At 39.2% G+C, this 24,182-nt stretch carries 24 protein-coding genes and 1 riboswitch; of the genes, 16 read left to right on the top strand and 8 right to left on the bottom strand.

The genetic code is table 11. The features are described 5' to 3' along the window. Positions 1-80: 80 nt before the first annotated feature. Positions 81-168, bottom strand: a riboswitch (ZMP/ZTP riboswitch). A gap of 267 nt (positions 169-435) precedes the next feature. Next, a complete protein-coding gene (locus tag VCHSUH03_RS09660) occupies positions 436-486 on the bottom strand; it encodes a hypothetical protein (RefSeq protein WP_353511575.1) in 51 nt (16 codons plus the stop codon). A gap of 250 nt (positions 487-736) precedes the next feature. Between VCHSUH03_RS09660 and VCHSUH03_RS02365 the strand changes: the two genes are divergently transcribed. After that, positions 737-1,333: a hypothetical protein gene (locus VCHSUH03_RS02365; RefSeq protein ID WP_105093935.1), complete on the top strand. Its 597-nt coding sequence runs from the start codon at positions 737-739 to the stop codon at positions 1,331-1,333. Positions 1,334-1,643: 310 nt separating this feature from the next. On the opposite strand, the gene VCHSUH03_RS02360 is transcribed toward VCHSUH03_RS02365, so the two are convergent. Then, positions 1,644-2,303: an HAD family hydrolase gene (locus tag VCHSUH03_RS02360; RefSeq protein WP_105093934.1), complete on the bottom strand. Its 660-nt coding sequence runs from the start codon at positions 2,301-2,303 to the stop codon at positions 1,644-1,646. A 139-nt stretch (positions 2,304-2,442) separates the two neighbouring features. Between VCHSUH03_RS02360 and VCHSUH03_RS02355 the strand changes: the two genes are divergently transcribed. Continuing rightward, positions 2,443-3,282, top strand: a complete 840-nt coding sequence (locus tag VCHSUH03_RS02355; protein ID WP_105093933.1) for a hypothetical protein — start codon at positions 2,443-2,445, stop codon at positions 3,280-3,282. 144 nt (positions 3,283-3,426) lie between these two features. On the opposite strand, the gene VCHSUH03_RS02350 is transcribed toward VCHSUH03_RS02355, so the two are convergent. Beyond that, positions 3,427-4,734: an APC family permease gene (locus VCHSUH03_RS02350; protein WP_105093932.1), complete on the bottom strand. Its 1,308-nt coding sequence runs from the start codon at positions 4,732-4,734 to the stop codon at positions 3,427-3,429. Positions 4,735-4,749: 15 nt separating this feature from the next. Then, positions 4,750-5,490, bottom strand: a complete 741-nt coding sequence (locus tag VCHSUH03_RS02345) for a gamma-glutamyl-gamma-aminobutyrate hydrolase family protein (protein ID WP_105093931.1) — start codon at positions 5,488-5,490, stop codon at positions 4,750-4,752. A gap of 237 nt (positions 5,491-5,727) precedes the next feature. Here VCHSUH03_RS02345 and VCHSUH03_RS02340 point away from each other — a divergent pair, with 237 nt between their 5' ends. Both VCHSUH03_RS02340 and VCHSUH03_RS02335 read left to right on the top strand, forming a co-directional pair. Further along, positions 5,728-6,765 (top strand): AEC family transporter, encoded by a 1,038-nt coding sequence (locus tag VCHSUH03_RS02340; RefSeq protein WP_105093930.1) that lies wholly within the window; start codon positions 5,728-5,730, stop codon positions 6,763-6,765. 121 nt (positions 6,766-6,886) lie between these two features. Further along, positions 6,887-8,272: a hypothetical protein gene (locus VCHSUH03_RS02335; RefSeq protein ID WP_105093929.1), complete on the top strand. Its 1,386-nt coding sequence runs from the start codon at positions 6,887-6,889 to the stop codon at positions 8,270-8,272. 61 nt (positions 8,273-8,333) lie between these two features. Here the strand turns inward: VCHSUH03_RS02335 and VCHSUH03_RS02330 are convergent, their stop codons facing one another. The 3 genes from VCHSUH03_RS02330 to VCHSUH03_RS02320 form a co-directional block, all read right to left on the bottom strand. Next, positions 8,334-9,890 carry a putative polysaccharide biosynthesis protein gene (locus VCHSUH03_RS02330; RefSeq protein ID WP_105093928.1) on the bottom strand — a complete coding sequence of 519 codons (1,557 nt, stop codon included), beginning with the start codon at positions 9,888-9,890 and terminating at the stop codon, positions 8,334-8,336. Positions 9,891-9,893: 3 nt separating this feature from the next. Next, positions 9,894-10,823 (bottom strand): class II fructose-1,6-bisphosphate aldolase, encoded by a 930-nt coding sequence (gene fba / locus VCHSUH03_RS02325; protein ID WP_077708526.1) that lies wholly within the window; start codon positions 10,821-10,823, stop codon positions 9,894-9,896. Positions 10,824-11,075: 252 nt separating this feature from the next. Then, the gene (locus VCHSUH03_RS02320) at positions 11,076-11,975 is read right to left on the bottom strand and encodes an RluA family pseudouridine synthase (protein WP_105093927.1); all 900 of its coding nucleotides are present in this window, start codon (positions 11,973-11,975) and stop codon (positions 11,076-11,078) included. Between the two features lie 173 nt (positions 11,976-12,148). Here VCHSUH03_RS02320 and VCHSUH03_RS02315 point away from each other — a divergent pair, with 173 nt between their 5' ends. The 12 genes from VCHSUH03_RS02315 to VCHSUH03_RS02260 all read left to right on the top strand — a co-directional run bounded on the left by VCHSUH03_RS02315 (position 12,149) and on the right by VCHSUH03_RS02260 (position 23,049). Beyond that, positions 12,149-13,765 carry a WG repeat-containing protein gene (locus tag VCHSUH03_RS02315; RefSeq protein ID WP_105093926.1) on the top strand — a complete coding sequence of 539 codons (1,617 nt, stop codon included), beginning with the start codon at positions 12,149-12,151 and terminating at the stop codon, positions 13,763-13,765. 311 nt (positions 13,766-14,076) lie between these two features. Next, positions 14,077-14,571 (top strand): YajQ family cyclic di-GMP-binding protein, encoded by a 495-nt coding sequence (locus VCHSUH03_RS02310; RefSeq protein ID WP_004696277.1) that lies wholly within the window; start codon positions 14,077-14,079, stop codon positions 14,569-14,571. Positions 14,572-14,642: 71 nt separating this feature from the next. Then, positions 14,643-15,761 (top strand): cobalt-precorrin-5B (C(1))-methyltransferase CbiD, encoded by a 1,119-nt coding sequence (cbiD, locus tag VCHSUH03_RS02305; protein WP_105093925.1) that lies wholly within the window; start codon positions 14,643-14,645, stop codon positions 15,759-15,761. Next, positions 15,737-16,363 (top strand): precorrin-6y C5,15-methyltransferase (decarboxylating) subunit CbiE, encoded by a 627-nt coding sequence (cbiE, locus tag VCHSUH03_RS02300; RefSeq protein ID WP_105093924.1) that lies wholly within the window; start codon positions 15,737-15,739, stop codon positions 16,361-16,363. Before cbiD ends, cbiE begins: the two co-directional genes overlap by 25 nt. Continuing rightward, positions 16,360-16,947 carry a precorrin-6Y C5,15-methyltransferase (decarboxylating) subunit CbiT gene (cbiT, locus tag VCHSUH03_RS02295; RefSeq protein WP_009351736.1) on the top strand — a complete coding sequence of 196 codons (588 nt, stop codon included), beginning with the start codon at positions 16,360-16,362 and terminating at the stop codon, positions 16,945-16,947. The genes cbiE and cbiT overlap by 4 nt, the downstream gene beginning before the upstream one ends. Position 16,948: 1 nt before the next feature. After that, positions 16,949-17,710, top strand: a complete 762-nt coding sequence (cobM, locus tag VCHSUH03_RS02290; RefSeq protein ID WP_009351723.1) for a precorrin-4 C(11)-methyltransferase — start codon at positions 16,949-16,951, stop codon at positions 17,708-17,710. A 4-nt stretch (positions 17,711-17,714) separates the two neighbouring features. Continuing rightward, positions 17,715-18,860, top strand: coding sequence for a cobalt-precorrin 5A hydrolase (locus VCHSUH03_RS02285; protein WP_167388604.1), 1,146 nt, complete (start codon positions 17,715-17,717; stop codon positions 18,858-18,860). A gap of 29 nt (positions 18,861-18,889) precedes the next feature. Beyond that, positions 18,890-19,579 carry a precorrin-3B C(17)-methyltransferase gene (cobJ, locus tag VCHSUH03_RS02280; protein WP_004697003.1) on the top strand — a complete coding sequence of 230 codons (690 nt, stop codon included), beginning with the start codon at positions 18,890-18,892 and terminating at the stop codon, positions 19,577-19,579. Then, a complete protein-coding gene (cobK, locus tag VCHSUH03_RS02275) occupies positions 19,576-20,364 on the top strand; it encodes a precorrin-6A reductase (RefSeq protein WP_105093922.1) in 789 nt (262 codons plus the stop codon). Before cobJ ends, cobK begins: the two co-directional genes overlap by 4 nt. Then, complete coding sequence (locus tag VCHSUH03_RS02270) at positions 20,351-21,016, top strand: precorrin-8X methylmutase (RefSeq protein WP_105085833.1); 666 nt, start codon at positions 20,351-20,353, stop codon at positions 21,014-21,016. The genes cobK and VCHSUH03_RS02270 overlap by 14 nt, the downstream gene beginning before the upstream one ends. Positions 21,017-21,265: 249 nt before the next feature. Beyond that, positions 21,266-22,261, top strand: coding sequence for a FecCD family ABC transporter permease (locus VCHSUH03_RS02265; protein ID WP_105093921.1), 996 nt, complete (start codon positions 21,266-21,268; stop codon positions 22,259-22,261). Next, the gene (locus VCHSUH03_RS02260; RefSeq protein ID WP_105093920.1) at positions 22,261-23,049 is read left to right on the top strand and encodes an ABC transporter ATP-binding protein; all 789 of its coding nucleotides are present in this window, start codon (positions 22,261-22,263) and stop codon (positions 23,047-23,049) included. The genes VCHSUH03_RS02265 and VCHSUH03_RS02260 overlap by 1 nt, the downstream gene beginning before the upstream one ends. A 157-nt stretch (positions 23,050-23,206) precedes the next feature. Here the strand turns inward: VCHSUH03_RS02260 and VCHSUH03_RS02255 are convergent, their stop codons facing one another. Continuing rightward, positions 23,207-24,148 carry an ABC transporter substrate-binding protein gene (locus tag VCHSUH03_RS02255; protein ID WP_105093919.1) on the bottom strand — a complete coding sequence of 314 codons (942 nt, stop codon included), beginning with the start codon at positions 24,146-24,148 and terminating at the stop codon, positions 23,207-23,209. Positions 24,149-24,182: the final 34 nt, after the last annotated feature.

The raw sequence follows: 24,182 nt of genomic DNA, 5'->3' as shown, positions 1-24,182 counted from the left end.
AACTCCTTTCATATAGGTGAGATGATTAAAGATTGTCTAGCATATTTGCTATGAGAGCACAAAAAAAGACCGTCTGAACAAAATTTTGCCCAGACGGTCGGCTATCACACGATGTGTGCTACTGTGCATGTAGTCAATTCTACTTATCCGTCAGCCCAGTAGGAATATATTAATAATATAGCAAGTGAGAGAATATCTTGTCGGTGATGTAAGTCACTATCGTATGCACCAGAACATTTATAATTGAAAATAGGGAAAGGAACCATATGATTCCTTTCCCTGTTTAGATATGATATAATTATATCTAAGTGAGGCATAAATGGTTTGGTCGCCAGCTCTCGCTTCTCGAAAATGAAATTGAAGAAACGGTCTGACTCCACTGTCGGGCCTTTTTTCATGCCACGATAAGAAAGCTAGCTTTTAGCTAGAGGTCAATCACTTTGCTGCCATGATAATGGTCGCCACAAGTATGCCAAAGGAAATCATTAACGATAATACTTTGTATGTACTCATATTGATCACCGCCAATCCTCGAGTTGATTAGCAAAGGCTGGACCCATTTAGAGGCCTCAAGTTCAATATAGTGTTGTCAATAATAAAAGTAAATAGATTAGAGGTTCCTAATAGTCACCTAGGTGACCAATAGGAACCTTTTTCGTTTTGTAATCGTATTCATGATTGTTTTCTTATTATGTTACAATACAGTTAATATTAGAGTTCAATGGGGGATATATGTATGAAACGTTGTATTATATTACTAAGTCTAGGGCTCTGTTTGGTATCACCAATGCTTTCACAAGCCAATGATATTAAACCTCTTATACGTGTTGAGAATGTACATAATGGTCAATATGATGAGGCATTAGATGCTATTACTGAAACCAAGTTTTATGGACCGTATCAATTCCGAGTATTAAAGGAGGCTATTGAAACGCAAGGCGAAACAAAGGATATTGATGGTAGAGTGTTTAGAACCTCTGATGGGGTATTTATGCATGTAAAGGCTAGATCTATTGATAATGGTAGTGCATCCTTAGATAAAGAGGTCAAGCAGATTGTTAAAGATAGAACGATTCCAGAACCTACAGTTAAGATGGTATTGCCTGTTAAGCATGATGTTATAGAGGTCAATAATGATGGCGTGCGTAGTTTACTAGCTGAATTTATGTATGGGTGGCCATTAGAGTACCGCACAGATATGGTATTAGTGACAGATTATGAAGACACTCGATACTACTATAAGTTACAGTTTTATCGACATAAGTTACCTGAAGGTATTCGTATAGAACAGTTGCGCCAAATGATTATGGATGCGCAGTTCAGTTATAAATAAGCTATATTGATTCAGCTTTTTATATTCAAGCAGACCACTATATTAGTGGGCGTATAATAGTTTGGTAAATAGGTATCGTGAAAGTAAATAGAAAAGAGGTTCCCCGTAGTCAACTTGTGAGCATAGGGAGCCTCTTTTATCGGGCAAGAGTTTATATAGTTATTAATCTATTATAAGATACTTTTACCCAAAGGGAATACAGTTATGCCAAATACAATGGAGCCGAATGGATTATTTTTTTGGGGTTTTAACTCGTAAATCGATTGATTTATATGAACTTGCTATAGGTTAATGACTATAATTTAGGATATTATTTATTTAAGTTTTCTACAATGCCTAGAATATCCTCTGCTTTACGGGCAATATGTGTTACGCCTAGTTCTTGGTGTAGAGATTCCTCTCTAAAGCCCCATGTAACACCGATGCAAAGTAAGCCGGAGTTTTCCGCAGTTGCTACGTCTACTTCAGAATCGCCAACATAAATAGATTCTTCAGGTGTAGAATCTAGTTCTTTTAGCGCTTGTAGTACCATGTCTGGTGCTGGTTTACGTTGTAAGCCAGGTCTTTCACCGATGGCAACAGGTAAACGATCACCAAAATATTCCTTATTTAGTGGTGTAACGCCTTCTTGGATTTTATTAGATACGATGGCAAGTTTATAACCTTGTTTACGCAATACATCAAGCATATCTAGGATGCCTGGGTAGGGAGCTGTTGTATCTTTTAAATGCTCACCATAGTATGCTTTGAATTCCTCAATGTATGGTTCTAATTCGCTATCTGCTACAGAACTTGGTAAACATTGACGCATTAAATAGGTTACTGCATTACCAAGAGCTGCTTTTACTTCTGTTAGAGTTTTTTCAGGGAAGTTGTGTGTACGTAGTACATGATTTACGGCATTCGCTAAATCTGTAGCCGTGTCGAGTAAAGTGCCGTCACAATCGAAAACGATGGTTGTATATTTCATGGGTTCCTCCAATATAAAATCTACATGTACTTTATAAGTATAAGATAAATATATAGAAAATCAAGTGATGATACATATTACCTGCTTTAATTGTGTTACAATAGTAGCAGTAATTAATACAATGTATAGGAGGCGTAGTATGACTGAAATACAAGCTCTTTTATTGATAAAATCTATTCTCGAATCTGCGGATATTCACGGTATCGAATCTTTCTTGTCAGAGGATTGCGAATACATGTCCACTGGTCGTGGTATTATTGGGCGTAATCGTAATGAAACGATTGAGTTCTTATCCTCTATGGCGGAGTCCATCAAGGCAGATAATGTGCCTGTTACATGCAAGGTGATGCATATTACCGATGTGTACGAAGAGGACTCTTTATTTCACGAGGGCCGTCATGGTCTGACTGTTTCTTATGAAAGCGGCGATAATTACGTGTACATGATTTTCGTAGATGTCAACGATGAGGGCCTTGTAGATCGCATCGTTTCTAGTCAGGAAAATTATAGCATTGAGTATGATGATCTTCGCTTTGGTGATGATGAACGTGAGTATGCTTTTATTACGCTGCCAACGACTGTGAAAGATTGGCTTACAGCCTTAAGTATGTGGCTTGAAACAGCGAATGTAGATGTAGATGATTTCTATCAATATATCGATGAAGACACTCGTGTAGTATTTCAAAAGGGTGATGCTGAATCGATTACCCTTGAAAGTGGTCTCGATGTAGAGGATTACTTTGATCAATTAATGAATCAACATTTTGATGCGGTTCCTCATATCATTCGTGATGAAGAAGATGGTCTTATCTTAACTTATGGCCCTATGAGTGCCATTGCAACCCTCAATGAAGAGGGTGGACTAGCGCTTATTAGTATCTATATCGATACACGCGACGAAGACGAAGTTACTGATGAGGTTGGCTATATCGAAGAGGATTTAACAAAGGAAACCATCATCGAAGATGATTTATATTAGTCGATACTACTAATTAGGTATATTTAACTTCGACTACTAGATAAAATAAAAACTACCAGTTACACATAGATCTTTTGAAGTATCCTTTTATTACTAAAGGAATGTTACTAGATGATGTGAATAACTGGTAGTTTTTTATATTATTTACATTTCGTCATGGTCCTTAATGAGACCTGCTTTTTTCTTTTTCCAGTAGGAGTAGTAGAATGGCAAGATTACGATACAGCCACCTAGACCCCATAATAATTGGTTAGTTTGTGCTTGAGCGAGCATCCATAGAGATGTGCCAATAGCGATGACTGGGATTAAGTAGCCACCAGGGATGGTGTAGGACCGAGCTTTATCTGCCCATTTGCGACGGAAGATAATAACGGCCAAACATGTTGGTAGGTATTGTGTAAAACGAGATACCGCACTAATAGCTGCTAGTGTAGTAAAGGAACCAGACCATGCGAGTAATACACTAGCAATAGCTGTAACAATAGCTGCTACATATGGTGCATTGTAACGATTGCGTTTGGCTAGAGCACTTGGCAACATACCATCTTCTGCCATGGATGTTGCTACACGAGGTGCATAGTAAGCTTCTGCAAAGTTGATACCACCCATAGAAATCAAGGTACCTATTAATACGATATACATACCAACAGGACCAACGATTGCATTAAATGCATCTTGTACTGGAGCTTTTGTATTTGCTAAGTCAGTACCAAGTACACCAATTGATACAGCAAGGATAGCCATATATAGGACAGATACAAGAAGCATGCACATGATAATCGCACGTGGCAAATTCTTTTTAGGATTTTTCATATCCTCTGCAGCAATGGCAATAACTTCAAATCCTGTATAGGCAAAGAATAGAAGAACTGCTGCTTGTGCAAATGATCCATCTACATAGATGTCTTGAGGAAAGACTGGTGAAAAGTTAGCACCATTTATAAAGAAGATGCCAATCGCAATAAATAGAGCAAGAGGAACAAGTTTAGAAATGGTAATTAAGTTATTAACGAATTTAGATACATTAACACCAAAGATATTTACAATCGTAAGACCTATGATTAAGATACCTGAAATGACATCTTTTGCAAAATCATTACTTAATGCTGGTACTGCTGCGCCGAGTGCGGTAGCAAAGCCAACGGCCATCGCCGCCCAAGCAATAACAGTTACAATCCATTTGAGAACGCCCACTTCAAAGGCCCAGAAGTCACCTAATGCGTGCTTTGCATATAGATAAGGACCGCCATTACGTGTGAATAGGCTAGCTGCTTCTGCAAAGCAAAGGGCGATACAACCTGCAATAACGGCGTCAAATAGTAGGACGCCTAAACTAGCGGAACCAATGATAGAATACGCTTTGTTTGGTAGTAGGAAGATACCAGTCCCTACAATACCATTGATGCCTAGGAGTACAATACTCCAAAAGCCAAATTTTCCTGTTTCTTTCATACTAAAACCTTCCTATTATTTAGTTATATTTTCTCGAGCTGCTGTTACAAAGGCAGCAAATAAACGTTTTGCATTCTCGTCGTTTTCAGACATCATTTCTGGATGGAATTGGCAGGCTACTAGCCAAGGATAGGAAGAGTCTTCTAAACCTTCTACAGTACCATCCTTAGCTCTTGCTACCACTTGTAATCCTTTACCAACATGTTTTACTGTTTGATGATGGTGAGAATTTGTAATCCATGTGGAGCGGCCAATGGCACTAGCTAATTTAGATTCAAACTCAATGTCTACCGTATGCGTGCCAAGAGAAGGCGTTTGATTTTGGGAATGTTTAATCGTGCAGTTTTCGTCATACTTCAAATCTTGGTATAGAGACCCGCCACGATATACATTTAAAATTTGGATGCCTCGACAGATACAAAAGATAGGAATTTGTTTTTCTTCTGCTGCTTTCAGTAAAGCAAAATCGAATTGATCTCGTTCTGGAAATACATCACCTAAACCTTGTAATGGTTCTTCACCGTAATTAAGTGGGGATACATCGTGACCGCCAGATAATAATAAGGCATCTAGTTTTGATACTGTTTCGCGAGCCACATCAAGATTTTTAGTAAAAGGAATAATAACTGGAATGCCACCAGCTTCTTCGATGGAGCGTGGGTAGTCTTGGTTTACGTAAGAACGTAACAAATCTACATAGGCACCACTAGTATCTCGTAAGATATTACCAGATACACCAATAAATGGTTTTGTCATAATATCACCTCATATGTGTAAAATATTGTACAATTAGTATAATTTTAGTATATCAAATATTCGTGAATAAATAATACTACTATTGTAATTAATTATAAAACTTATACGTACTAAAATATGTTAAGAATGATACATTTTCTAAAATTCATATTGCTTTTGTAGGAAAATTATATACATATATGTTTTGTTAAAAACATGGTATGATAGATTACGAATAAACTGTACGGGAGGTTTACTATGGTTTTTCTTACATCCTTACAGAGCATCATACCTATTGTATTGCTAATCTCGCTAGGGTATATACTAAAAGGGCGAGGGATGTTTCACCCTATATTTAGTGGTAACTTATCTAGATTTATCATGTCTGTTGCGTTACCAGCCGGTGTATTCGTATCTGTATTGCATCATCTACATACATCGGATTTATGGGATCTTCGATATGGGATGCTAGCCGTTACATTAACTTATGTAATAGCATATATCGTAGCGTTCTTTATGATGAAAATGTTGAAAGTTCCTCGTGGACGGCGTGGTATTTTTATCAATATGGTGGTGAATGATAACTGCTTATTTATTGGATTGCCAGTGCAAATCGCCCTCTTTGGTCAAGATGCGCTACCATATTTCTTGTTATATTATATCGGTAACACTATTTCAGTATGGATGGTTGGGGTATTCCTTATAGAATTAGATCCACTGCCTAATGCCGAATTAGGTTTTGATAATAGTAAAACGGATGGTATAAGTAATAGCACAGTAGATACAGAAACAAAGCGTAAGAAGTTTAAATTTGATTTGAAAAAGTTATTACCACCTCCATTGTTAGGCTTTTTTGTAGCATTGATATTTTTATTCTTTGAAATTCCTTTAGCACCTATTTTACATACTACATTGAATTACTTAGGTGATATGGTAACCCCATTATCATTGATTTATATTGGTATCGTACTTCATGATGCGGGCCTAAAAAGCATGAAGCTCAATAAAGATTCTATTGGCGGTATTATAGGTCGTTTTGTGATTTCACCGATTATCATGTTCTGTGTCATTATGGGATTGCAATATGGAGCAGGTATTGTCCTAGAACCAATAGCGATTATTACATTTGTTGTACAATCGGCAGGTCCCGTTATTGCAGTATTACCAATCGTAGCTAATGAATCCAAAGCTGATCTGCCATTTGCTACAGGACTTGTCATGATTAGTACTATATTATTTGTGGTAGCTATACCAATTATTATGGAAATCCTAACTATGATGGGTATAACAGCATAAACTATAAAGTCTGACTATATAGTCAGACTTTTTTTCTATATTTTTCTATACAAGTGAAATTGATAAAATATAAAATAAGTGTTAAAATCATAAACAAATATATGTATTTAAGGAGAGAGATATGATACTAAGACGTTTGTTATTGTTAAGTTGTATTGGTTTTATAGGGACTATAGGCGTATCTCAGGCCATTGATGTTAATATTCCTGGGGCTCGCCCAGATATTGGGAAAGAAGCGTATCAAGAATATCGTATTCAAGGAGAATTCGCTAAGAAGGTTGATGACTACCAAGAGTCTGAGGTTAAAAAATGGGCACAACATGACCCAAATTATGATAATGAAAAATTAGATGATGATATTTATGTAGTACAAGAATTGACTAGAGCAATACATCATTCTAGGAGTGTATATATTATTACAGAGAATGGGGCTGATATTAAATTTACAGGCTCGAAAGAAAGTATAGTAGGTTGGTCTATTGATCCTAAACATATGTCTAAGTCTTCCATTAAGAGTGTGGGAGGAACTATTAACGCCGTATCTGATTTTAGATATGAAACAAGACAACAGCCTAAAGGTTCTAAATGGGAAGATACAAATATAGAGTATACTGATTTAAATAAATCTCTTTTACAGAATACTTTGAATGAGAGATTAGAAAAGCGAAAAGACTCAGTTCGATTTGTAGATGGCGATGTGTTTACTTATCCTGGACTTGAAAAAGCAACGTGGGATGTAATAGGCTTTGATGATTATTTGGTTGTGGGGACAATTAACTTTACATTAGCTAAAACACCTACTATTTCTTATCATATTGGTCAATCTCTTAATAAAGATATTATAAAAAATTATATTAAAGGTGATACTCAACGTTCCATTTCAGATACAATGGGACCTTTGGCTAATTTTGTTTTACCTTCTATTAAGCCTGCTAGTGATGTGTTAGCATATACTGATCCTGTTCATTTGGGACCTTATACATTTAGGGTATTAAAAAATAGTGAATTCAAGAAACATGAGGTTATAGGCCCAGCTGAATATGATGTTTATATGTCTGGACGCATTAAAGCTGTATTTGGTAAGCAACCATTTATAGAAGGTGCTAGTGTTGAAAAACAAAATATTTTGCATAGTTACTTAAGAACTGTTGTTAAAAAATATGGTTTAAAAGGTCATAAGCGATTACAATATGCTACAGTTTGGAACAATGGTGTTCCAGCTTTATACTTTGAAGCTAACAAGGAAAATGGAACACTATTTGGTATGGTTTTGTATGATAATCAGTATGTTTATACGTATTATTTATACAAACCTGATGATGTTCACGTAAGTAACTATAAATTGCGAGATACAATTCAATATGTAGCTGCTAAATATAGTAAAGCTTGGAATGATAAGGCTTTTGTGGGAATCGGCATTTCACCTGTAATGTTAGATGTGATACAAACAAATCCTACTATTCGGGATATTATGAAAGATAAAACATTAAGTACCAGTAAAAAGTAATGTCATAGTTGATGTAAAAGAAAAGAGGTTTAACACATATGTGTTAAACCTCTTTAAGTTATTATCTAAAAAATCTACCAATGAGTGGCATGCTTGCACCATCGTTTTTATTAAGTCCTTTTAAAAGAACCATGATGATAACGTAGAGTAATAAGCCTTCGATACCTGTGAGTATGAAGTTAACCCACATTGGTAAGATATCTGTTAAGTAGTGGTAACTCAAGAAGATGAGTATACCCATGACACCGGCGCTGACCACGTTTTTCCAAAGTAAGGAAATATCGAGGAAGTAGCCTGTGTATTTTTTGATATAAATCAAGTTAAGCAATGCAGCAAAGCCAATATCAGCAACTGTTGCCCAAGCAGCACCACCGATACCAAGCCATGGGATGGCCGTTAATGTCCAGTTAAGGATGACCTTGATTATTAGAGCAATACCCATATTAACTACTGGGATACGCGGCTTGTTGAGGCCTTGTAAGATACCTGTTGTTACTTGGTGCACACCGAGGAAGAAGATAGAGAACGCAGTAATTTGCGTTGCTAATTCTGCCTTAGGTGCATTATAAATCAAGGTTACTGTAGGTGCAGCGAGTACATATAATAGCACCGTAAATGGTACAGTTGCCATAAATGTAAGTCGCATAGAACCTGCAGTGCGGTCATAAATACCTTCTTGATCGCGTTTGGCAAAGGCATGAGAGATAGCTGGGACAATGCTTGTTGCAAGAGCCGCAGTAATAATGGTTGCCAAGTTGATGAGTGGCACCGCCATACCTGTAAGATAACCGAACAGTTCTGTTACTTCATTCATGGGGAAACCAGCATCTAAGAGTCGACGTGGTACGATGAGCAAATCGAGGTTGGCTGTTAATGGCAACATGATACTTGCTAAGGAAATTGGAATAGACAATGTTAAGAGTCGTGACAAAATTTCTTTAGCTGATTCACGAGGACCATCATAACTATCACCAGTGCTACTTGCCTTAGGCAATTTGTAGTAATAGTACAAGAGCACTAGAAAGGCACCAAAGGCACCGACACCAGCACCTAAGCTAGCACCACCAGCCGCAGCAGGTAGACCATAAGGTAACAAGATAGCTGCGGCACCGAGCATGACGATAACACGTAACAGTTGTTCTACGATTTGGCTGACCGCCGTTGGCGTCATCATTTCATAGCCTTGGATATACCCACGGAAGCAGGAAATCCACGTTACAAAGAATACTGCCGGAGCGAGCGCGATGATAGAGTAGTAGGCACGGCTTTCAGCAATGAGACCACTAGAGATTAGCCAATCTGCACCAAAGTACATGGCAAGACTGGCGATAAAGCCTGTAATGGTTAACATTGTAAAAGATATATTGAATACTCTCTTAGCACCACCAAAGTCGTGTAAGGCTAATCGTTCTGCCGTCAAAATAGAGATGGCAATCGGCACACCTGCGCTCGAAATTTGTAATAGTAACAAATAGATAGGAAAGGCCATCTGGTAGATACCGATGCCTTCACCACCCAAGATGCGAGATAGAAGAATCCAGTTAATACTACCGATGGCTTTCACTACGAAACCGGCAATGGTTAAAATTAAGGTTCCTTTTAAAAATCCACTAGCCATTGATTATAGTTTATTGGAAGAACCTAAAACATTTTTAATTTTGTGAGCTACCATGCCTTTAATAGCATCACGAGCAGGTCCTAAGTATTTACGAGGGTCAAATTCGGATGGATTTTGAGCCAAGTATTCACGTACAGATGCAGTCATTGCAAGGCGCAGGTCTGTATCAATGTTGATTTTGCAAACTGCCATTTGAGCTGCTTTGCGAAGCATTTCTTCTGGTACGCCTTGTGCACCAGGAATGTTGCCACCGAATTCGTTACATTTAGCTACGAATTCAGGCAATACGGAGGATGCACCATGCAATACGATTGGGAAGTTAGGCAACAATTCGCCAACTTTTTTCAAACGATCAAAGTCAAGGTAAGGGTCGCCTTTAAATTTGTAAGCACCGTGGCTAGTACCAATAGCAATAGCTAAGGAGTCTACGCCAGTAAGGTGTACGAATTCAGCAGCTTGTTCTGGATCAGTGAAGCGAGCATCTGCATCAGATACATTTACATCATCTTCAACACCAGCTAAACGGCCCAACTCTGCTTCTACTACAACGCCATGAGCGTGAGCATATTCAACAACTTGTTTAGTGATTTTTACGTTTTCATCGAAATCATGGTGAGATGCGTCAATCATAACGGATGTAAAACCACCGTCTACACAGTCTTTACAGATTTCGAAGGAATCGCCGTGATCAAGGTGAAGAGCGATAGGTAAGTTGCTGTCTTCAAGAGCTGCTTCTACGAGTTTTACAAGGTAAATATGCTTAGCATATTTACGAGCGCCTGCAGATACTTGCAAGATAAGAGGGGATTGTTCCTCTTTGGCTGCATCTACGATACCTTGTACGATTTCCATGTTGTTTACATTGAAAGCGCCAACAGCATAGCCGCCTTCATAGGCTTTTTTGAACATTTCTGTAGTAGTAACTAATGGCATGTTGTCCTCCTTGGCCATAGGGCCTGTCATATCATGTTATTAATACTGTGACTGCTAGTATTTCTAGCGCATATGAGCTAGATAAAAAACTAGTGTTATTGCAATCATATATCAATTCAAGTTAAGTATATCAAGAAACACTATAAAGGGCCAATATTTTTTGTATAACTTATGCATAAAATTCGTCAAATTTTATGGCCCATGTGGGTTAATTTTTATGTATTAGTGTTTATTTAGTAAATATTGATTACCTTAGTAGGTCAGTAATGCCTTCATATCCGATGGTATTGGTGCCTGTAGTTCTAACCATTCATCTGTCATGGGATGGTAAAAGCTAACCCGTGATGCATGGAGTGCTTGGCGTCCAATATAGTTTAAATGACCACCATATAAATCATCTCCCGCCAGAGGATATCCCAGTTGAGATAGATGGACCCGAATTTGATGGGTTCGCCCTGTATGTAACAAACATTGAACATGTGTGAAGTATTGGTCTCCCATATTTTGACTAATGGCATTACTACTAAGAACCGTTATATCTGTGTGAGCTGGTTTACCTTCGCTTGTACAACAACGCTCAATAATGCTACCTAGTTTACGTCCGATAGGCCACTGAATGCTTATAGAATTAGTAGGTAATTGACCTTCTACAATAGCATCGTAGTTTTTATGAAAATGAGTTCGCTTTTTATCAAATGCATGTTGTACTACAGATGTTTTTGCGATGATAACAATGCCAGAGGTATCCTTATCCAATCGATGAACCGGATGAAAATCATAATGCTGATTTGTCTCTTGATAGTAATGTAGAACACCATTTGCTAAGGTATGATCTCGTACCGTAGAGGTGGGATGCATGAGTACACCAGCCTCCTTGTTGATAACTAGAATATACTCATCTTCGTAGACAATATCCAGATTCATAGGGCTTACACTAAATTCTTGCTCTGGTATCAATTTCATAACGAGATGGTCACCACCATGTACTAGGGTGTTCCACGTAGCAGCATTGCCATTTACTGTTATGATACCGTCATTTCGCAATCGCCGCCTCATACGTTGTGAAATATGCTGTTGTTTTATAATATGATTCATAGACTGCGTATGTACATCAGAATCTACAATCAAGTCAATTATGGTTGCTGTTTTCATAGATAGTATTATATCAAATAAAAAGTAAATGAAGAATTTTTCATTCTTTGTTGTTTTTCTGAAGGTTTCTATAGTATAATTTATGTTAATAAATTTTATATATTTTTAATATATAGGTTTGGTATAGATATGATTGTTTTGTACCTAAGTTTAATTTGTAAAAGGAGAGGTTTATGAATCTTAACAAGAAATCCTTATTAGTCGCTTGTGTGTTGGCGGCTATGTCTACAAGTGCTTTCGCAGCATCTACTACAACATCTACTACTAGTACAACAGTAACAAATCAAGATACAAAAACATCTACTAGTACAAAAGTTACACGTGAACAACATACTTCAACTGTTGCTACATCTACAACAACAACTACAGAAAAATCCTCTAGCCGTTCTAGTGGTACATCCGTAGGTGTAGGTGTGGGGATTGGTCGACTTGATACTTTTGTACCTATTTCTGGTGCTGTTAAAGAGCCACCAGCAGGTGTAAAAAAGGCTATGAAGGTATTGAAAGATGATTCCTTACTACAACAGGGCTATTTAGGTCTTGTAAAAGAAAAGGGCAAATGGGGTATCGTAGGTACAAATGGTCAAGTTGTACTCGCTCCAGCCTATAAATCCTTAGATGCATCTAGTAAGAAGGATGGTACTTTCTTTGTTGAGGAAGGTAAAAATAAAATTTCTCATATTAAAGGCGATGGTACTGTATTAGAATCTGGCAAAGAAGCTCAAGAAGCTTTATATAGCAGTCTTAATGAGAAAAATACGGCTGTTAAAGAGCTAAATGATTTCGATCCTAAAACTGTTGGCCAAAGCTATCCAAGTGATTCTTATGTAGCTTTCACAGAAAAAGGTAAACTAGGATTTAAAGATGCTACTGGCAATGTAGTAATTCAGCCTCAATTTAAAGCATTATCTGATGTAGAAACTAAATTTAGTGAGGACCGTGCCTTCGTAAAAGCTAATGGCAAAGCAGTTGCTATTGATGGTAAAGGTACTGTATTGTTTAATGCTCCATCTAATGAAGTATATCCATATAAAAATGGCTTGGCTGAATTCCGCCGTAAGGTAAGTCACTTTGGCCTTGGTGGTATTCTAGGTCTTGTAGGTATGGGCTATTTCTATAATCATGGTGGCGTATATCTTGATGGCCTTGGCGGTCTTGTAGATGATGGTATGAAGCGTGGTTATATTGATCGTAATGGTACTGTTGTAATCGACAGTAAGAACGATTATGTATACCCTATGGAAGAACATGGTACTTTGGTTCGTAATGAAGGCAAATTAGGCTTTATGAATCGTCAAGGTCAATATGTAATTCAACCTGGCAACTATGAAGCTGGTACAATCGATGTAAACAATGTATTGTTAACATTGAAAAATAAAGATACTAATAAATACGGTATTTTTGATATGGAAACAGGTAAGCAAGAGGTACCATTTAAATACGATTCTATCGAGTTTGTAGGTGAGCACGAAATGTCCGTTACTAACGATACAAATCGTTATGTAGTAGATATGGCTACTGGTCGCGTTATCTATAAAGGCGATAAATCTATGAACGTAAAAACGTTCCTTGGTGATACGTATACATGGATATATAATAAAGATGGTAATTATAAGATTCTATCCCTTGATGGTACAGTGACAGAAACTCCAGTTATGAAAGATATTTCTGGTACTGGTAGCTTCTCTCATGGTTACAGCCCTGTAAAAATTAAAGGCAAATGGGGGATTATTAACTCTAAAGGCGAGCTAGTAGTTCAACCTACTTACGATGAAATCACAATTTTATAATTATAACCTTAAGACTGCATTTGAAAGAGTGCAGTCTTTTTCTATTTCTTGACTATATTGATTATATGTATAAATTTTTTATATTTATCTATATATTTATTCAATAGATATCCAATGGATAATTCTTCTATGATTAATAATAGTTATAATTAAAAATCTCGATTTACCTAGAAAATAAGCCTGTTATAAGGTATAATTATAGAGATATATTCCGATTTGGTGTACATTTACACTTTCACTTGGAATATGAGGATGATGAAAGTAATGCTATGGACCCCATGCCCAACGGGTTCAGGTGTAGGAGGTATAAAATGGCTAAAGATTGTTCCTTTGACGTTGTGTCCGAAGTGGATATGCAGGAAGTAGATAATGCGGTAAACCAAGCGAAAAAAGAGATTGGTACGCGCTATGATTTCCGTGGTTCTAAAGCGGAAATTAGTCTTGAAGGTGACACTATCAAAATCATCGGTGATGATGAATATAAATTGAATGCCATTATCGATGTTTTAAAAGGCAAAATGGTTAAACGTAACGTAGCGATTAAAAATCTTGACTACGGCAAAGTTGAACCAGCTGCTGGTGCTACAGTTCGCCAAATCATTACTATTAAAAAAGGCATTACAAAAGAAAATGCTAAAGAAGTAGTAAAAGCAATTAAAAACATGAAAATTAAGGTACAAGCATCTATCCAAGAGGATCAAGTGCGCGTATCTGGTAAGGATAAAGACGATTTGCAAGCAGTAATCCAAATGTTAAAACAATTGGATATTCCTGTAGAATTGCAATTCGTTAACTTCCGTTCCTAATAACATATGTCCATAAGATAGGGTTAGTTTGATTCATTGAAGTCGCTAACCCTATCGGTGTAGGAGGCCTTATGAAAGTAGAGGACATGAAGGGTGGCTATACCACAGGTTCATGTGCTACGGCAGGTATGAAAGCTGGTTTATTGGCCCTCTTAGATAAGAACATCGTGAACCAAGTGGTCATTGAAAATCCTCAAGGTCAGTATATTGAAGTGCCTATTAAAGCCGTAGAGGTTATATCCGATACAGAGGCTAAGGTGACCGTTATGAAAGACGGCGGCGACGATCCTGATGTAACTCATGGCAATGATGTGGAAACGACGGTGACTCTTGATAATACTGGTAAACTACGATTCCGAGCGGGATTTGGCGTAGGGACGGTAACAAAACCGGGCCTTGCTATGCCGCCAGGAGAACCGGCTATCAATCCAGGGCCTAGGGCGATGATGAACATCGTCTTTGAAGAGCATTGTGTACATGGCCAAGGTGTAACAGTAACAGTGAGCGTACCAAATGGTATGGTCTTAGCTAAGAAAACGTTAAATCATACCCTCGGTATCGAAGGTGGTATTTCCATTATCGGTACTACAGGTATCGTTAAGCCTATGAGTGAAGAAGGGTTCAAAAACTCGTTGGTGCCTCAGTTAAAAGTTATGAAAGCTAATGGTTGTGAAACGGCTGTTCTCGTGCCGGGCCGTATTGGTCAGGATCTTGCAGAACAAGTACTGGGTATTCATAAGAACCAAATGGCAGAAACAAGTAACTTTATCGGCTTTATGCTGGAAAAGGCAGTTGAAATTGGCTTCAAGCGTATCTTGATCATCGGTCATATTGGTAAGCTCATAAAATTAGCTAGTGGTAGTTTCCATACCCACAATCGCATGAGTGATGGCCGCATGGAAAGTATCGTGGCCTACGCCGCTTTAGAAGGGGCATCTCAAGCGGTGTGTGAAGAGCTATTTAATTGCCAAACTACAGAGTCTACGTTCCCTATTTTAGAACGAGAAGGACTGACTGGCGTATACCAACGTGTTGTAGATCGTGCATCTTTGCGTAGTGAGCGATATATTGCTAACGAAGCGGAGGTAGGTATCATTATTACTACCTTAAAAGGTGAGATTTTGGCAATGGATAAGCATGCAAAAGAGATAGGAGAGCTTGAACAATGGCACATACCTTGTATATCGTAGGCATTGGTCCAGGTAATCCTGATTATGTGGTGCCTAGAGGCCTTAATTTAATTAAACATGCCACAGTATTGGTAGGTAGTGAACGTTCTTTAGAGGACTTTCAAGAGCCTGGTCAAATTACATATCCTGTGACAGGTAAGCTTAGCTTACTGGCTGAGCAAATTGAGCGTGAGCTCAACGACCATGATGTTGTAGTTATGGTAAGCGGTGATACAGGCTACTACAGCTTGTTACCGTATTTGAAAAAGAAATTTACTGCTAACCCTATTGAGGTTGTGCCCGGCATTAGTTCTATGACCTTTGCCTTCGCACGACTTAATGAGGTGTGGCATGATGCGGATTTAATGAGCTTTCACGGTCGCCAACCGGCACCAGAGAAGCTCGTATATGAAGCAGGTAAAAAGATGGGGTTCTTGACGGATCCTGAATATAATCCAGCGCATATTGCGCGTATTTTAATAGATGCAGGTTGGCCAAAAGAAACGAGAGCGGCAGCCCTTAAGCGTTTGAGCTATGATGATGAAAAAATCGTAGACTCCACGTTAGAGGTATTAACTGAGCTTGAAGGCTTTGGTCATTCTGTAATGGTGGTACTAGGATGAGACATTTTTTCGGAATTCCTGATGAGGAATTTATTCGCGGCGACGTGCCGATGACGAAATGCGAGATTCGCAAAGCCGTTATGAATGAGGCGCGCATCGAGGAGGATAGCATCGTTCTTGATGTAGGTGCTGGTACAGGCTCTATCTCCATTGAAGCAGCCTTGGCAGCTCCTAAAGGGCATGTATATGCGATTGAGCGCTTTGATAAAGGTATCGACCTTATCAATGAAAACATGAAGAAATTCAATGTTAATAATATGACTGTTATCAAATCCAAAGCTCCAGAAGGCATGGAAGAATTGCCTGAACTTGATGCGGTTATCATCGGCGGCAGTGCTGGAGGTATGACAGGCATCATGGATGAGGCGCAACGTCTATTAAAAGTAGGCGGTCGTCTAGTGGTAACTGCAGTAACGATGGAAACTGGTTATACAATCCTTAAAGAGTTGAAAGGTCGTCCTTTCACCTATGAAGGTTACCAAATGTCCATCAGCCGTTACCGCAAGGCTGGTCCATATCATTTGTTAGACCCATTGAGTCCGATTTTCATTGTATCTGCAACGCGTATCGCAGAAGGAGAGTAATATGGTTGACGTACATATCGTAGGCGCAGGCCCTGGGGATCCCGAGTTAATTACTCGCAAAGGGTATCGTTTAGTGCAAGAGGCAGACGTTGTTATCTACGCTGGCTCCTTGGTAAACCCTGCCATTTTAGAGGCTTGTAAACCAAGCTGTGAAATCCATAACAGTGCGACTATGAACCTTGATGAGGTGTTGGCTGTTATGAAAGCTTCTGTTGAGGCTGGTAAAAGCGTAGTTCGCCTTCACACAGGTGACCCTGCTATTTACGGTGCTATTCAAGAGCAAATGGATGCACTGGCTGGCATGGGTATTTCTTATGAAGTCGTGCCAGGTGTAAGTTCTTTCCTTGCTACAGCGGCGGCTTTGAAACAAGAATATACACTACCTAATGTATCTCAAACAGTTATCATTACGCGCATGGAAGGCCGTACACCAATGCCTCCAAAGGAAAAATTGCGCATGTTAGCATCTCATGAAGCTACTATGTGTATTTTCCTTAGCGTTCAAATGTTAGATAAGGTTGTAGCTGAACTCATCGAGGGCGGTTACGACAAAACGACTCCAGTGGCTATCGTGGTAAAAGCGTCTTGGCCTGACCAACGCATTATCCGTGGCACATTGGAAACCATTGCGGACATCGTAGCAAAAGAAGGCGTATTGCGCCAAGCTATGATTGTAGTAAGCCATGTATTAGATAGTGAATACGAATTATCTAAGCTTTACGACAAAGGCTTTGCTCACATGTACCGCAGTGCTAAGGACTAGTATGATGAAAGAACTAGAAACTGTTGCGCCTTTGACGGGAGGTAAGAAGAATAGAACAGCTATTCTTTCTGTGTCTGAACGAGGTGCAAAGTTAGGTCAACGCATTAAGTCTTTGGTGGCACCTCATGCAGATTGCTTTGAAAAAGAAAACCGTCCATCTGGTGGTGAGGCTATCTATTTTGATTCCCTCAAAAACCATATTGGACAGATTTTCAAAGATTACGACCAAGTGTTATGTATTATGGCACTCGGTATCGTAGTGCGCATGATTGCACCATATATTGAGCATAAATCCAAGGATCCTGCTGTAGTCGTTATGGACGAAGTAGGACACCATGTGATTAGCTTGTTATCTGGTCACCTTGGGGGCGCCAACGAATGGACGCAGTCCATTTCGCTGGCCATCGATGCAGACCCTGTCATTACAACCGCAACGGATGTAAACGGATTGCCAGCGCCTGACGTGTTGGCGCGCCATGAGCATCTGTTGGTGGATGATTTTCAAACCTTAATCAATGTGAACTCTGCCATCGTAGGAGGAGAGCCGGTTGATTATTATATCGATGCAAGCTTAGAGAATGCTGAGCATTTAGCGGAAGTTACAAAAGCTCATATTGGTGAACATGGAATGGTTCACGTTGTTTCTTTAGATCAACTAGAGTCTATGCCATGTAAAAATGAAAGCTCTGAAGAGGGTGCTTCTCGGGTGGTCATTACGGACAAAGTAATAACCGAGTATGGTCATCAATTGATTTTGCGCCCTCGTACCTATACGATGGGCATTGGCTGTCGTCGAGACACGCCGAAGGAATTGATTCTTGATGCTATTCAACAATCTCTGGCAGCCCATAAGCTTTCACCAAAGAGCCTTGTAACGGCAGCATCGGTCATCGTTAAACAAGATGAAGTAGGCCTCTTAGAGGCTATGCAAATTATGGGGTGGCCTATTGTGTTCTATACACAGGACGAGATGGCACCACTCATTGAAGAAGAAAAATTAAAAGAATCTAATTTTGTAAAAGGAACTATAGGAGTAGGAAACGTATGCGAGACAACGGCATTACTAGCGGCCAAGAGCCGAACATTAATACAGCACAAAACAATTTATCCCAAAACAACGGTAGCTATTGCACAGGTAACATCAAAGTAATCGGTATCGGCCCTGGCGATGAAGAGTTTATGACGCCTCAAGCGCGTGAAGCTATCTTAGCAGCTGACCGCGTGGTAGGTTATTTGACATATCTCGACTTGATTAAAGACCTTATTGAAGGCAAAGAAACTGTAGGTACAGCGATGATGCAAGAAGTAGATCGTTGCCAACAAGCAGTTGATTTGGCGGTAGAAGGTCATCAAGTAGTTGTAGTATCCTCTGGTGACTCTGGCGTATACGGCATGGCAGGCCTCGTATTGGAACTTGCTAACAAAGTACCAGCAGAAAAACGCCCTTCCGTAGATATCGTGCCAGGCCTTAGTGCTGTAAACGTAGCAGCATCTGTATTGGGTGCACCTTTGATGCATGACTTTGCAGTAATTTCCTTGAGCGACTTGATGACTCCATGGGATCTTATTAAAAAACGTGCTGACCTTTGTGCACAAGGCGATATGGTTATTTCCTTGTACAACCCACGCAGTAAAAAACGCGTTACTCACTTAGATGAAGTTCGCGAAATCGTCCTTAAATACCGCGACCCTAAAACACCTGTTGGTATCGTGCAAAAAGCAGGTCGTCCAGGTCAACATATGGTGATTTCTGACCTTGAAAACTTCACAAAAGAAGAAGTAGATATGCAAACACTTGTTATCATTGGTAACAGCCAAACCTATGTTGAAAATGGTCGTATGATTACACCTCGAGGCTACAAATTATGATTTGGGTCATTGCCGGTACTTTGGATGGTCGTACCTTAGCAGTAGAAATCCAAAAACGGACTGGTGAAGATGTGCTTGTTACGGTTGTTAGTCAATATGGTGCAGAGCTTGCTGCCCATAAAGGCATTACCGTACATACGGGCCGTCTTGACCAAGAGGCGATGCAAAACTTGATTAAAGAGCACAATGTACGACTCTTAATTGATGCAAGTCATCCGTATGCTGCTATTGTTACAGCTACGGCTCAAGATGCAGCAAAGGCCGAAGGTATACCTTTTGTTCGCTTTGAACGTAAAGAGGTACCATTACCAGAGTATGATAAATTACATATCGTAGTAGACGAAGTGGAAGCAGCTAATCTTGCTGGCCAATTAGCGAAGGACAATAACAGTCATGTGTATTTGACTACTGGTAGTAAAACAATGCACATCTTTGCCAAATCTGAAGCCTTGCAAGATTGCGAAGTATGGACACGAATTTTGCCAACTGCAGAGGTGTTACAAATGATGGAAGACCTCAATGTGAGTCCAAAGCGCATCGTTGCAGTGCAAGGTCCATTCTCTTACGATATGAACCGCATTATGTTCCACGATACAAAGGCTAGTGTTGTAGTTATGAAAAACTCTGGCCTTGTAGGTGGTGCTGATACAAAATTACAAGCAGCCATGGATCTTGGCATCCATGTTATTGTTATCGATCGTCCACGGGTTAAGATTGAAAGCCACGTGGTATCATCGAATGATGAATTTTTCAAATTATGGGAGGACACTAATGGATTACGTTAAAAATCCTAAAGAGATTGAAGATAAAAGTATGCAAATCATTTACGACTATGTAAAAGATTTAGGTTTAACAGATGATGAAGTACGCGTAGTATCTCGTACTGTACATGCTTCTGGTGACGTTGAATACGCTCAACTCGTAAGAATGAGCCCTGGTGCTGTTCAAAAAGGTATCGAAGCATTGGAAAATGGTGCTAATATTTACACTGACGTAGAAATGGTTCGCACAGGTATCTCTAAACCAGCTCTTAAAATTCGCGGTAATGAAGTACACTGCTTGATCAAAGACGAAAACGTAGCTAAAATGGCTAAAGAATTGGGTGTAACTCGCTCTATCGCGGCTATGCGTACATTTGGCAAACAATTAGAAGGCCAAATCGTAGCTATCGGTAATGCACCAACTGCATTGTACGAAGTATTGCGTCTTGCTCTTGAAGAAGGCATTAAACCAGCTCTTATCATTGGTATCCCTGTAGGCTTCGTAGGTGCAGCAGAATCTAAAGATTATTTGATGGAAGTATCCCCAGTTCCTTACATCACTGTAAAAGGTAATAAAGGTGGTAGCCCAATCGCTGCTTCCGTATGTAATGCATTGCTTTACACAGACGTTAAACGCAATGACATGCTCTTCGTAGAAGGCAAAGAATCTAAATAATACAAAACCCGAATCGTATATGTAGTTTTGCGATTCGGGTTTTACTGTATATATTTTTTATGATAAGTTACTGATATATTGCAATGTAATAGATTAGTTTTCTTGTAATATAGCTGATTTTTGAGATACCACCAGTTAAAAATAAATATTTTTAACTGGTAGTATCTCTATAATAGGTGGTACTAAGTCAAAAAATTAGTATAAAAAAATAACTTATTCGATATATGACGGTATGGAGAGGGGGTTCGTATGGCATCAATTAACGAACGAAAAGCTTTTCGTTTATCAGTGATTTTTATCTTACTTATAGCCGTTATAGCTTGTATGATTATATCTCTTATTTGGGGTTCTACACCTGTATCGCTAGCAGAGATATGGAGAACGTTATGGGCTGATGAATTAACAGATACGGCTTCACAGATTATTTGGAATATTCGCTTGCCCCGTAATATTGTGGCTGCTTTGGTAGGGGCCTGTCTTGCAGTATCGGGGGCTATATTACAAGCGGTTATGAAAAACCCACTGGCGGATCCACAAATTGTAGGGGTATCCTCTGGTGCAGGTCTTGCCGGTGTTATCGTACTAATTTTGTTCCCAGGATACGATTACATCGTTCCTCTCGTAGCCTTCTTAGGTGCGATGGGGGCAGCTCTTATGGTATATGCACTGGCATGGAAGAATGGAGTGCGACCTAGTCGCATCATCTTAGCCGGTGTAGCAGTAGCTGCTTTTTTAGGTTCTGGTATATCAGCGCTTCTCGTATTTTACGGAGACCGTGTACAAGGTGCTTTATTGTGGATGGTAGGTGGCCTATCGGCTCGTAGTTGGCCACAGGTTGAGGTTTTATTCCCGTACGCCATGATAGGTCTTTTCCTAGCTTGTTTGGGGGCAAAACGACTTACCATTTTAAGCCTTGGCGATGAGACGGCAAAAGGTCTTGGTCTTAAGGTTGAACAAACGCGCTTTATGATGACTGCTGTAGCAGCTTTGTTGGCGGCTGGTGCCGTAAGTATTGCAGGCCTCATCGGCTTTGTCGGTCTTGTCATTCCTCATATGCTACGGCTTATTATCGGTAATGACTATGCGTATCTATTGCCAGGATCTGCACTATTAGGTGCTTTTGTTCTCGTTGTAAGCGATACAGTAGGGCGCGTTCTCATGAGTCCCATTGAAATTCCTGTAGGCATTATCATGGCCTTCTTTGGAGCGCCGTTCTTCTTATATCTATTAAGGAGGGATAGCTGATGAGTACAAATAATTCTGCTATTGCTGTAAAACAGCTATCCGTTACCCTAGGAAATCGTCATATTTTACACGATATTTCAGTATCGATTCCAGTGGGAAAAGTTACGACCTTAATAGGCCCTAATGGATGTGGTAAAAGTACACTTTTACGTTCTATGATCGGTTATATTTCTAGTCCTAGTGAGTGCGTAACCATCTTTGATAAGCCATTATCCTCTTATTCACAAAATAAACTGGCTCGTCAAATGGCATTCTTACCACAAGTACCGAATATGCCAAAGGATATGACCGTAGAGGAGCTGGTGTACTGTGGTCGTTATCCGTACCAAAACTGGTGGAAGAATACGGCAAAAGAGGATAGAGAAATCGTAGATTATGCATTGTCTATTACGAAAACAGATCATCTTCGTCATCAACTGATACCATCTTTATCTGGTGGTGAGCGGCAACGGGTTTGGATTGCTATGGCATTAGCACAAGAGCCAAAACTCCTTGTATTAGATGAGCCAACAACCTATTTAGACATCAATCACCAACTTGAAATTATGGAACTTTTAAAACGCCTTAACAAAGAGCAAGGTTTAACAGTTCTCATGGTACTACACGATTTAACGCAAGCTGTACAATACTCTGATTACATGGCTGTTATAAAAGCTGGTCACTTAATCGCAGCAGGAGACACAAAGGATATTACCTCGGATTCACTTTTTAAAGAGGTGTTCTCTGTAGACGTGCAAGTAGATAACTTTGACAATAAACCATATGTACGTGTGAAGGGTTTATTGTAGCTGTTGACTGATAACTAGTATTATAGTGGTAACAAACATTATGAAAAGCATGAAATGGTAGTTATCAAAATATAATTAAGTTTGAATAATAGATATGAAAAAAAGGGCTATAACTAGAATGTACTAAATGCATTCTGTTATAGTCCCTTTTTGGTTTTTAAAACGTAACGTCTATACCGTATGCTTCTTTTACTAAACGAGCCATAGCCTCAGGTGTTTGTAGACCTGGGTTTAATAGGAATAGTTTGGAAGGTAAATAAATAACGCGGTTATTTTGTACTGCTTTCAAATTAGCCCATGCAGGATTATCTGTCATGGCTTTCTTCATGGCCTTTGTAATTTCTTCTTCTTTACCCATGGTAACGACGAAGATAATATCAGGATTATCTGCAGTCAATGTTTCAAGAGAGTAAGGGACAGTTTTGTCCTTGGTTGTACCCTCTAGGTGGGAGGCAACAACATTTGTCATGCCTAGCTCTTTTACCATGGATGCAGTAACTGCTTCATCAGTTTCGGCAGTTACACCTTTCCCTGTGGCACGTAACACGGCAACACGTGCAGGCTGTTGATTTTTAACTGCATCTTTTACCTTGGTGATATTGCTTTCATAGGTAGTAATAACAGATTTAGCCTTGTCTTGATGATTGGTTAATTCTCCAAGGAATGTTAACATTGGTACATTATCTTTAATACCATCGTAATCAAAAAGTACGGTTGGAATATTATTAGCTTGTAATTGGGATTCATATTTTTTATGTTGATTTACTAAACCCAATACCAAATCTGGTTTCAAGCCTAATAGTTGTTCCATGTTGATATTTGCAGTTTGACCAAGAGCGGGTAGAGCTTCTAATTCTGGGGGTAATTTATCCGTTGTATTGGCACGGCTAATGGCTTTACCATCGACAGCATAAAGCATAGATAAAACGGAATTAGATAATACAGCAATTTTTTGTGGATCCTTTGGTACTGTATAGGTTTGACCGTTATAGGTCAATTCCTTTGTAGTAGCAGAAGAGCTGGATGTGGATTTACCACACCCAGCTAGTGCTAGTACAATCATAACCAAAGCGATACTACCAAGTAGTAGTTTTTTCATGATGTACTCCTATGTACGTTTTTAACGATACAAT

This window comes from Veillonella infantium (assembly GCF_002959895.1).
Taxonomy (GTDB): domain Bacteria; phylum Bacillota; class Negativicutes; order Veillonellales; family Veillonellaceae; genus Veillonella; species Veillonella infantium.
Note: the sequence above shows the minus strand (reverse complement) of the source record. Positions and strands in the feature narration are given on the sequence as shown.

Coding starts and splice junctions, on each gene's coding strand:
- VCHSUH03_RS02265 (WP_105093921.1), top strand. CDS start 21,266: ATGGCATCAATTAACGAACGAAAAGCTTTTCGTTTATCAGTGATTTTT.
- cbiT (WP_009351736.1), top strand. CDS start 16,360: ATGAGACATTTTTTCGGAATTCCTGATGAGGAATTTATTCGCGGCGAC.
- cbiE (WP_105093924.1), top strand. CDS start 15,737: ATGGCACATACCTTGTATATCGTAGGCATTGGTCCAGGTAATCCTGAT.
- cobK (WP_105093922.1), top strand. CDS start 19,576: ATGATTTGGGTCATTGCCGGTACTTTGGATGGTCGTACCTTAGCAGTA.
- VCHSUH03_RS02340 (WP_105093930.1), top strand. CDS start 5,728: ATGGTTTTTCTTACATCCTTACAGAGCATCATACCTATTGTATTGCTA.
- fba (WP_077708526.1), bottom strand. CDS start 10,823: ATGCCATTAGTTACTACTACAGAAATGTTCAAAAAAGCCTATGAAGGC.
- cobM (WP_009351723.1), top strand. CDS start 16,949: ATGGTTGACGTACATATCGTAGGCGCAGGCCCTGGGGATCCCGAGTTA.
- VCHSUH03_RS02310 (WP_004696277.1), top strand. CDS start 14,077: ATGGCTAAAGATTGTTCCTTTGACGTTGTGTCCGAAGTGGATATGCAG.
- VCHSUH03_RS02355 (WP_105093933.1), top strand. CDS start 2,443: ATGACTGAAATACAAGCTCTTTTATTGATAAAATCTATTCTCGAATCT.
- VCHSUH03_RS02330 (WP_105093928.1), bottom strand. CDS start 9,890: ATGGCTAGTGGATTTTTAAAAGGAACCTTAATTTTAACCATTGCCGGT.
- VCHSUH03_RS02360 (WP_105093934.1), bottom strand. CDS start 2,303: ATGAAATATACAACCATCGTTTTCGATTGTGACGGCACTTTACTCGAC.
- VCHSUH03_RS02345 (WP_105093931.1), bottom strand. CDS start 5,490: ATGACAAAACCATTTATTGGTGTATCTGGTAATATCTTACGAGATACT.
- cbiD (WP_105093925.1), top strand. CDS start 14,643: ATGAAAGTAGAGGACATGAAGGGTGGCTATACCACAGGTTCATGTGCT.
- VCHSUH03_RS02260 (WP_105093920.1), top strand. CDS start 22,261: ATGAGTACAAATAATTCTGCTATTGCTGTAAAACAGCTATCCGTTACC.
- VCHSUH03_RS02255 (WP_105093919.1), bottom strand. CDS start 24,148: ATGAAAAAACTACTACTTGGTAGTATCGCTTTGGTTATGATTGTACTA.
- VCHSUH03_RS02285 (WP_167388604.1), top strand. CDS start 17,715: ATGAAAGAACTAGAAACTGTTGCGCCTTTGACGGGAGGTAAGAAGAAT.
- VCHSUH03_RS02350 (WP_105093932.1), bottom strand. CDS start 4,734: ATGAAAGAAACAGGAAAATTTGGCTTTTGGAGTATTGTACTCCTAGGC.
- cobJ (WP_004697003.1), top strand. CDS start 18,890: ATGACGCCTCAAGCGCGTGAAGCTATCTTAGCAGCTGACCGCGTGGTA.
- VCHSUH03_RS02315 (WP_105093926.1), top strand. CDS start 12,149: ATGAATCTTAACAAGAAATCCTTATTAGTCGCTTGTGTGTTGGCGGCT.
- VCHSUH03_RS02270 (WP_105085833.1), top strand. CDS start 20,351: ATGGATTACGTTAAAAATCCTAAAGAGATTGAAGATAAAAGTATGCAA.
- VCHSUH03_RS02365 (WP_105093935.1), top strand. CDS start 737: ATGAAACGTTGTATTATATTACTAAGTCTAGGGCTCTGTTTGGTATCA.
- VCHSUH03_RS02335 (WP_105093929.1), top strand. CDS start 6,887: ATGATACTAAGACGTTTGTTATTGTTAAGTTGTATTGGTTTTATAGGG.
- VCHSUH03_RS02320 (WP_105093927.1), bottom strand. CDS start 11,975: ATGAAAACAGCAACCATAATTGACTTGATTGTAGATTCTGATGTACAT.